The following is a 9,156-nucleotide window of genomic DNA, read 5'->3' as shown; positions in this document are numbered from 1 at the left end:
TTACTCCCTAACTCCTTAACTCCTAAGAACAAAGTCATTTGACTTTAACTACTTAGCGACCGTAGGGAGCGTTAACTACTTTAACTTCTTTAACTACTGAAAAAACTCCTTTAACTACCGAATCTTGAGATACTCATACCCTATTCGGCACCTCAGGCAGTCCTTTCTGTCGCAGTACACCGTCTTGAGCTGTATCAGCGCCTGGCTGTCACCGGCGTTGTCGGCCGTCAGTCCGCACTGTTGCCACAGGCGCACGATGTGGTTATTCTCCGTTTTCAGCTGCGTCATGATGTCCAACGCACGGCCGCATAAGGCTTCGTCCCTGCGGTGGCGGCCGTAGGCGAAGATTACCGGAACGGCCGTGTTGATGACTATCAGGTTGAGCGAGGCCGCCGACAGGCGCTTAGCACTTCGGCAGGCAGTGCTGCCGAAGGTGTAGTGCGTCTCCCAATACGGCGTTACGCTTGTGGCCAGCAGCTCCTTCATCTGCCCTGCCGTGGCACATTCAACAAGCCGGCTGAGGTCGGCCCGCCGCGAGCAATACAGCCTCGCGAGCTGAGATATGCGTATGTGCGGGAAGTTCTGGGGCCTCATCCTGAGGAATCTCCACGCCCCTGCGTCCATCGGCTTGAGGCTGAACTTATGTGCAAGGTATGCGTATTCCTTGCCCAGGCGCACGAAATAGTCATCCTTCAGCGCCTCGTCGCGGTAGCGCTCAGGCACGGCGCCGGCGTCGAGCAGCCCCGCCTGACCGAGGAACAGGGCCTCAATCTGAAACTCGTCGTCCCTATGATGGGCGGCGCTTTGCAGCGGAATGTTCATCGCCCAACGCTCAAACGCGTCGCCGTTAACGCCGAACCCGTAGTTGCGGGCCATCGTTACGAACAGCGCCGACTCCCACGAACCGCCGCAAGCCTCAACCCTGCGCACGATGTCGGCCGTCTTACGCTCGAGCCTCTCCGCCAGCAGGCGGCTCATCCACGAGTGAACGGTCAGCCTGTCGAGCGACGGTATTATGGCATAGCACGGCGGATAGCGGTCCTCCGAGAGCAGCGCCTCATAGTTACGGGCCACTTCCGGGGGCACGTCCATGCGTACCTGAGCAACGCGCCGGCCCTCGCTCGTCACGACATCGGCGTCAACCACCGTCGCCACATGCAGCACAACATTGTCGTAAGCAGCGTCACGGTCGTGACCGTGCGCCTTCCAGTAAGACGACTTCTCGTGTATCTCGACATTCCCGACCCATACCGTACCGTCTATTTTCACCTTCGCGTTGAAGAAATCCGGCCCCGCGTCGGTATTCTGCAGGCCCGTGTCAATCACCTCAACGGCCAGCCCGTCGGTAGTAGTCAGCGTCCCGAGGGGTAACATCCTGTGCTTCCATGCGTATTGTAGGAGTGCTTCCATGTTGTTCAGTAGTTAAAGTAGTTAGAGTAGTAATCCGTTTATTTCCGCGTCATTCCATAACTTCTTGACTTTCAGACGATTACAGATTGATATGTAAAATGCCGTCTTTTGGCTTCTAAAAGACGGCATTTCATCGTGCAATTTGCCGTCTTTTACACGGCGGTTTGCGGCCTTACGCCCGCCGTACCAGGGACAAATATAGTGAAAGGTGAGTACAATGGCAAGAAAAAAACGAAGTTTTTTGGCTTGCCATTGCCGAACCACATCCTATATTCGTGAAACAAATATACAAAAAAATCCCGTGAGCCATGACGACACACGGGATTTTTATAGTATGTTTTAATTAAGTCCTGTTACTTCTTCAGTACCTTAACGGTAGTGCCATCAGCCTTGCGCACGATGTTGATACCCTTCTGCATCTCGTTCAGCTTGCGGCCGCTGAGGTCGTAAATCTCGTCAACGCCGCTTGCGTTCGGGGTTACTGTAACGTTGTCAATGCCTGAAGTTATATCTGAACCAAAGACAACGTGTACCTGCATGATAACCATATCAATATCAATAACAGCATAAAGTTTATCATCCGTCATCTTGGCTGTCATCTCAACAGGTACGCTTTGACCGGCCAACATCCAATCTCCAGCTTCTCCAGTACTTCCAGGTTGTATTGTAACAGGAGCGTTAAAGCTGAAGTTCTTTATTCCGTCAGTTTCTGTTGCGGCCAAATCTTTAATTTCAATGGTTCCAACTTTTAATGCTCCTGCAAGTGTAAAGTCAGTGAGAGACAATGTGTAATTACCATCCTCTTGCTCTGTTACAACAATTGTTGACTTCTGTGCAGGGAATGATTGAGTTCCATCTGTCGTTGTTAAGTCTATATTAAGATTGTCTGTATAATATTTGGGGAACTTAGGTTCTTCACCGAAGGTTGCGTTTACATCTATTGTATTAAAGACGCTCATGCTTATTTGAAGATATAGGTTATCATCATTTACGCAACTTCCGTCCACAATTGTTATATACAGACTTGTAAGGTCAGGAATAGGGCTGCCTGTTATTTGTGCTGTATATGTTCCTTCTTGAAAGAATTTATATCCTCCCATACCACCTGTATCATCAGCCAATACGTTAGACAAAGTTATCTTCTCAAACGTAAGACTACTTGTTGGGGAAACAGGTACACTGAAGTTATTGAGTATAATGTCGTAAGGCAACGTATCATCTGTTGTCTCAACGGGGTTTACTGATACAGAAGACTCAACCTCAATAGGGTCACTTCCCATTATAGAGATTGCAAAAGTGCCTGTATAATCCTTTGCATTAACTGCCAATGCCATCACGGCCATGGCTACGATTGTAAATAATTTTCTCATAATTTGTCCTTTCTTTTAAGTTAATTATTTAATTCTATAAGATATTCCGATTGTTCCGTACACGGGATAGAGGTTCTGCTCGATGGTGTCGAAGTCGTTGTCGAAAATGTCGGTGAAACCCCACGACAGGTCGGCAAAGCAGCCCCAGTGCTTGTGGAAGTACCAGTCTACGCCGGCCAGCATGCCGAACTGCCACGAGCGCATGTCCTCTGAGAAGTCGAAAGTACCGCGGCTGCCCTCCTCGGTGCCGATGTTCACCTTCTGTCCCGTCGGGTTGCCTACGCGTATATAGCCGCCGTAGGCGTAGCCGGTGAAGTTGTGTGAGCGTACGTAGGAGAGATACGGGCCGAGCTTTATATGCAGGTTCTTGTTGACGGCGTAGGTGGCCATGAGGGGCAGCGTGAGCATCCACTGCTCCACCTCCATGCTTACGCCTCCGGTGAAGTTACCCTCCAGGCGCTGTCCTCCGTGCACGAAGGCCATGCGGTAGTTCTTTACCGAGGCCTCGACGTCCATGCCTTTGTTCTCGAGATACAGTCCGGTGGTCAGTCCCCAGTGCTCGCTGAGGTCGCGGTATATGCCGAGTCCGAGGTTGAAGTTCGGCGTAAGCGTGAACTTGTCCATGCTGCGTATGGTGGCAGGCATGCCCATCGGGGCAGTGCCGCCTATGCTGTAGCCGAAGCGGAGGTTGTAGACAAGATTGTCAAGCAGTCCTCCGGCGCATGCCGGAACGGCCGTAATGGCGGCTACGATGAGTGTGAATATTGTCTTTTTCATGTTTATTCTTGATTATCTGCGCATATTACCTTTACTTCGTCGATGTAGAGCGTGCTGCCTATCGCGCCGCGGAAAGATGCTCCGTCTATGCTCGAGGTGAACACTACGGCGAGGTTGTAGCCTCGGTTGGCCAGCAGGTCGCGGTCGAGCTCCTGGCGGTACTCGAAGTCTACGGTGAACTCCGTCCAGCCGTCAGTGTCGGTTACTTGCGGCACTTGGGCAATGGCCACTATCTGCGGGCTGGTCTTCACGTCGTCGCCGTGCAGCGTGAATGCGTTGCCGTTGGCGTCTTGGTTGCGGTAGAGCACGGCGTAGATGTCGCCTTGGTCATACGTGTCGGCTATCGGTTGGCGGTTGCCGTCGACACATTGGCCTGCCGACGTGTACTTGTACCAGCCGGTGAATTGCAGGGGTTCTCCGCTGAACGTGCGGCCGAAGCTTGTCGCCTGCATGGCTCCGTCGGAGCCGCTGAGGGCCTTACTTGCGTCAAACTCGCCTATGAAGAGGTTGCCGGCGGCGATACCCATCGGGCCTATCAGCGTGCCTAAAGGCCCGGTGCTCTTCGTCTCGAGCTTAACTCCACGGCCGCTGTGGCCGTCGTCTACCGGCGCGGACGGGAATTCCTCAGCCGGTGTTATCGTGGAGCCAAGCGCCGCGGTAAGGTAGAATCCTGGGTTTCCTGTTGCCCAGTTGCCTATCCATTCGCCAGACGACGAGAGGTCGCTCCATTCGTAATAGCCGCCTCCCATGTCTCCGTCGACGTAGCGGATGTTCTCGAAGTCGTATTCGCTGACGTTGTATGCCACGCGGAACGACACGTTATACGTCCTCTGCCATGCTCCGTCCTGCGACGTCACGGTGTAGACTACAGACTTACCGTCGGAAAAATCGTGTACTGAACCATTCTCGGGAGTTATCGTTGCGCCCTCGGTCAGCCTGAACATTGGAGCCATTGCCGACACGTCGGCATCGTCCTTGATTTCAAAAACGACATTGTCTGCATCCGAAAGCACGTTAACCAGCGTGTCGCTTGCGGCGAAGAATATATCTGTGGGGTCGTCCACGTGCACGTAAGCCTGTTCTATATCGCATTCGGCGTTGAGCGGCTCGTCCTTAAAACATGACGAGAGCGAGCAGCATAAGGCTGCGCCGAGCAGCAGGTTTATTATCTTCATTTTAATTAATAATGTGTAAACAGGGTGCAAAATTAAGCGAAAAAAGATTTGTTACCAAATTTTTTTCACAATAAGTATTGTTTTTTCACCTTTTTGGTCATTGTCAACACGAAACAGGTTGATAATCAGAGGGTTTGCAAAAGACCGCCTTTCGCAATCCAAAAGACGGCCTTTCAGCGCACGAAAGACGGTGTTTTGGATTGTAAAAGGCGGCAAGTTGTAAAACGACGGATGGCTGGGCAAGTTCTTATCTCCTGTAGACGCAGTACACGGTGACGTCATCCCCGCCCGCCGTATTGCGCAAGGGCTGCACCGCAACCATCTCGTCCGCCGTGAGGCGCACTATCTTTATGATGTCGCCCGAGGCCGTCTCTACGTAGAATCCGTTGGCGCGGTAGGTGTATGCAGTGGCCCGGCGCGTGGCCTCACCGCCGTCGGCGGAGGGCGTGATGGAGTAAAGCGAGTCGGCGGTGAACTCATAATCGGGCACGGCGGGCTGTGATTTGCCAGGCGTGTAGGGTGCCGAGTTGTAGCGGTAGGCCAGGAAAGTCTCGTGTACTTCGGCGCAATGCCATGCCTGACCGACGGCATGGCCGGCAAAGTCGGCAGCCGTTATGCGCTCCTGTTCCGGCATAACGGGATAGTCCTGGTCTAATGTGTTGAGGTTGTAGGGATAGTTTTTCATTGTTGACGACAGCTCGTCGGCTGTCATCGCACGGTAGACGGAATAGAGGTATATGCGTTCGCCGTCGCCCGTCGTGCCCTGTTGCTTTATCAGCCGCAGGAAATTGTCGTCCGCGGAGACTACGGTGAACACTTCCTTTCCGTCGGACATGAGGCGGTTGGTGCCCTCATCGAAGGTGTACTTTCCGCTGACATACCCGTTAATCGGGTATGAGTCGATGTACATGTACGTGCTCATCTCGCCGCCGCCGAAGCTGTACTGCACCGGCGCCGCGCCTATCATGCCGCTCCACCAGTCGGCTTTGTCCATGTTGCCGTTCGACTTTATCTCGTGCGACTCTACGTGGCGCCATCCCTTTCCGTCAACGCAGCGCGTGAATTCCTGCGCCGTCATGAGCCTTATGGAGGGCACACGGGTGTCTTCGTCATCATCACACGATGTAAGAAAAAATAACGCAAGGAGGAAAAACAGTGACGTTATCGAATTCAAATGCTTCATGGTCAGCGGTTTAAAGGTTACGGTTGCAAATATAAAACGTTTTCGGATAAGTTGTATCAAAAAAGGGAAGAAAACGTCGAAAAACGTTTACTTCCCTTATGTCAATGCCGTTTTTGGCCTTACAAAATGCCCGTCAGAAGCTGCGGAGCCATGCTTCCAGCTCCAGTTGCATCTGCTTGTGGTAGATGAAGCTGTCGCGGTTGCCCCATCCGTGGCCGCCCGAGGGGTAGACATGCAGCGTTGCCGGCACGTCGTGACGGTACATCTCGATGTAGTAGTTGACGCCGTTGGCGGGCAGCACGGTGTGGTCGTCGTCGCTTAGCGCTATGAACGCAGGCGGCGTAACGCGCGTTACCTGCAGGTCGTTGCTGTATTTCTGCTCGTCCTTCTTCTTCGGGTCGGGGCCCAGGAAGTTGTCGTGCGAGCCCTTGTGGGTGATGTCAGGCATCATCGTTATCACGGGATAGAACAGTATCTGGAAGTTTGGCAGAGCGTCGCCAGTAGAGTGCGTGGCAATGGTAGAAGCCAGGTGGCCTCCCGCCGACGAGCCCATTATGCCCACGTCCTGCGGGTCTATGTTCCAGTTTTGCGCGTTGCGGCGCACCAGCTTGATGGCTTCCTCGGCGTCGCTTACGGGCACTTCCTTGTTGCCATGCGGCATACGGTACTTCAATACGACGGCGGCTATGCCCATGTTGTTGAAGAACGGCGCCCAGTCGTAGCCCTCGTGGTTCATCGCCAGGTGCGAGTAGCCCCCTCCGGGGCATATTACGACGGCACGCCCCGTGGCCGTTTCCTTCTTCGGCAAGAACACCTTGACCTTCGCCGTGTCGCCAGGGTCGCCGTTACTGTTGGGCGCACCGTTGGGCCATAACGGCGTTTCAAAACTCTGTTGGGCCGACAACGGCACGCAAAATGCCGCGACCGCGGCCATGAATAGCAGTCTCTTGATTTTCATTATGGTTTCAATGATTTATTGTTTTGTCTCAACATACGGCAAAAGCCGTAAGCACCGGGATTTTTATAAGATTATTTTGCAAATGTAATAAAATATTTTCGTAATATTGCAGGAACATCAGTTATTATAACAATCTATAAACCTGTAACTTTATGTATAAACGTATTTTAATGCTTTCTGCCATGGCCGCCGTTTTTGGCAGCGCCGTGGCAAAGGTGAAGTTGCCCCACCTGATAGGCGACAACATGGTAATACAGCAGAACACCGACGTGTGCCTGTGGGGCTCGGCACGCCCCGGCGCCACGGTTAAGGTGGCCGTATCGTGGAGCGAGAGCGGCTACGAGGCCGCCGCCGACGGACAAGGCAGGTGGCAGCTGACGGTGAAGTCGCCCAAGGCCGACGGCCGCAGGCTATCCATAAGCTTTGACGACGGCGACGGAGCGGTAAGCGTTGGCAACGTGCTTGCAGGCGAAGTGTGGGTCTGCGCGGGGCAGAGCAACATGGAAATGCCCATCAAGGGATTCGACGACTGCCCCGTTGACGGATACAACGACGTGGTGAGCGGGGCGCGCGCCGACTCGCTGATACACTTCGTCAAGATACCAAGCAGGATGAGCATGACGCCGCTTGACGACGCCATGTGTGAGTGGAAGCAGTGCAGCCCCGAGACTGTTGGCGACGCAAGCGCCACGGGATACTTCTTCGCACGCATGGTGACAAAGGCCACAGGGGTGCCCGTCGGGCTGGTGATGGCCAACAAGGGCGGCTCGAGGGTTGAGAGCTGGCTGTCGAGGGAGAACCTCGAGCGCTACACCAAGGAGCCGCTTGACTCGGCCGAGATGGTCAGGAAATATAAATGGGACTTCCACCGGCCGCTGCTGTGGGCCAACGGCACGTTCAACCCGATACTCAGGTACACCGTGAAAGGAATACTATATTACCAGGGTTGCTCGAACGTAGGCGACCCCGGCAACCAATACTCGGAGCGTGTCAAGCTGCTGGCCGAGCAGTGGCGCAAGGACTTCGGGCTGGGCGACATCCCCTTCTACATCGTCGAGATAGCTCCTTACGAGAGCGGACAGGCCGACGGCACATGGTCGGCCAGGCTACGCGAGCAGCAGCTCAGGGCGTCAGACATAATACCGAACAGCGGAATCGTCGGCACCAACGACTGCATATATCCGTGGGAACTGACGCAAATCCACCCTGCACAGAAGCGCAAGGTGGGCGAAAGACTGGCATGGCTGGCGCTCAACAAGACTTACGGAATGAAGTCGTTGAGGTGTGAAAGCCCCCGGTTTAAAGCCATGACGGTAAGCGGGGACACGTGCTACGTAGAGCTTGACAACATGTACGGAGGGCTTAACCGCTACGACGGCATGGTGGGTTTCGAGGTTGCCGGAGAGGACAAGGTGTTCCACACGGCGAAAGCCTGGCTGGCAAAAGGCCGCCGCATAGCCGTCACCTGTCCTGAGGTAAAGGCTCCGGTGGCGGTAAGGTACTGCTTCAGGAACTTCATGCTCGGCAACGTTGCCAACATGGCAGGACTGCCGCTGCTGCCTTTCCGCACAGATAACTGGGACGATTAAGTCAAGAATCAAGAGCTTGTTTAATTAAGAATTAAGAGTTAAGAATTAAGAAAATATGCTTTATTATTTGTACATTTGCCGAAAAAATGACGGCTTTATGGCAACAAGACATATTTTCTTAATTCTTAACTCTTAATTCTTAAATTCCATGGATTTACTTGAAAAGTTTGGTTATTGCCCTGTCTGCGGGAGTTCACATTTTGAAAAGAACTCTCCGAAAAGCAAGAAATGCAGTAATTGCGGGTTCGAATATTTCATGAATCCGGCTGCCGCGGTGGTTGCGCTCATCACCAACAGCCGCGGAGAGCTGCTCGTTGAGCGGCGCAAGATGGAGCCTGCCAAGGGTACGCTTGACCTGCCCGGCGGCTTTGCCGACGTGAACGAGACAGCCGAGGAGGCCGTAGCGCGTGAAGTGACGGAGGAGACCGGCCTCGAGATAACCTCCGCGAAATACCTGTTCAGCGGGCCGAACGTGTATCATTATTCGGGACTTGACATACAGACTCTCGACATATTCTTCGCCTGCGAGGTGAAAGATACGTCAGCACTCGTCGCCGGCGATGACGCGGCGGAATGCTTCTGGCTGGCTCCGGAGGAGATTCACACCGAACTGTTCGGCCTCCGCTCGGTAAGGCACGGACTGCAAAGGTGGATTGAATCCAGGAGTTAAAGGAGTTTTCTTTAGTAGTTAAAG

Annotated in this window: 8 protein-coding genes; 2 read left to right on the top strand and 6 right to left on the bottom strand. The window is 53.5% G+C overall.

Annotated features, from left to right (window positions below; translation table 11 throughout):
- Window positions 1-114: 114 nt before the first annotated feature.
- From H6A34_RS12340 to H6A34_RS12315, 6 genes are all read right to left on the bottom strand, one after another.
- On the bottom strand, window positions 115-1,410 hold the full coding sequence (locus tag H6A34_RS12340) for a DUF2851 family protein (protein ID WP_205105765.1): 1,296 nt from the start codon (window positions 1,408-1,410) through the stop codon (window positions 115-117).
- Window positions 1,411-1,763: 353 nt separating this feature from the next.
- Window positions 1,764-2,780 carry a calycin-like domain-containing protein gene (locus H6A34_RS12335; RefSeq protein WP_205105764.1) on the bottom strand — a complete coding sequence of 339 codons (1,017 nt, stop codon included), beginning with the start codon at window positions 2,778-2,780 and terminating at the stop codon, window positions 1,764-1,766.
- Between the two features lie 24 nt (window positions 2,781-2,804).
- Window positions 2,805-3,557, bottom strand: coding sequence for a porin family protein (locus H6A34_RS12330; protein WP_205105763.1), 753 nt, complete (start codon window positions 3,555-3,557; stop codon window positions 2,805-2,807).
- A 2-nt stretch (window positions 3,558-3,559) separates the two neighbouring features.
- Entirely contained in the window at window positions 3,560-4,732 is a 1,173-nt protein-coding gene (locus H6A34_RS12325; protein ID WP_205105762.1) for a PCMD domain-containing protein, read from the bottom strand.
- A 247-nt stretch (window positions 4,733-4,979) separates the two neighbouring features.
- Window positions 4,980-5,915, bottom strand: coding sequence for a hypothetical protein (locus H6A34_RS12320; RefSeq protein ID WP_205105761.1), 936 nt, complete (start codon window positions 5,913-5,915; stop codon window positions 4,980-4,982).
- Between the two features lie 133 nt (window positions 5,916-6,048).
- On the bottom strand, window positions 6,049-6,873 hold the full coding sequence (locus tag H6A34_RS12315) for an alpha/beta hydrolase (protein ID WP_021948568.1): 825 nt from the start codon (window positions 6,871-6,873) through the stop codon (window positions 6,049-6,051).
- Window positions 6,874-7,025: 152 nt separating this feature from the next.
- Between H6A34_RS12315 and H6A34_RS12310 the strand changes: the two genes are divergently transcribed.
- The gene (locus H6A34_RS12310; RefSeq protein WP_205105760.1) at window positions 7,026-8,462 is read left to right on the top strand and encodes a sialate O-acetylesterase; all 1,437 of its coding nucleotides are present in this window, start codon (window positions 7,026-7,028) and stop codon (window positions 8,460-8,462) included.
- A 148-nt stretch (window positions 8,463-8,610) separates the two neighbouring features.
- A complete protein-coding gene (locus H6A34_RS12305) occupies window positions 8,611-9,132 on the top strand; it encodes an NUDIX hydrolase (RefSeq protein ID WP_021948570.1) in 522 nt (173 codons plus the stop codon).
- Window positions 9,133-9,156 lie beyond the last annotated feature (24 nt).

It is taken from the genome of Marseilla massiliensis (assembly GCF_016899855.1).
Taxonomy (GTDB): Bacteria; Bacteroidota; Bacteroidia; order Bacteroidales; family Bacteroidaceae; genus Prevotella.
Note: the sequence above shows the minus strand (reverse complement) of the source record. Positions and strands in the feature narration are given on the sequence as shown.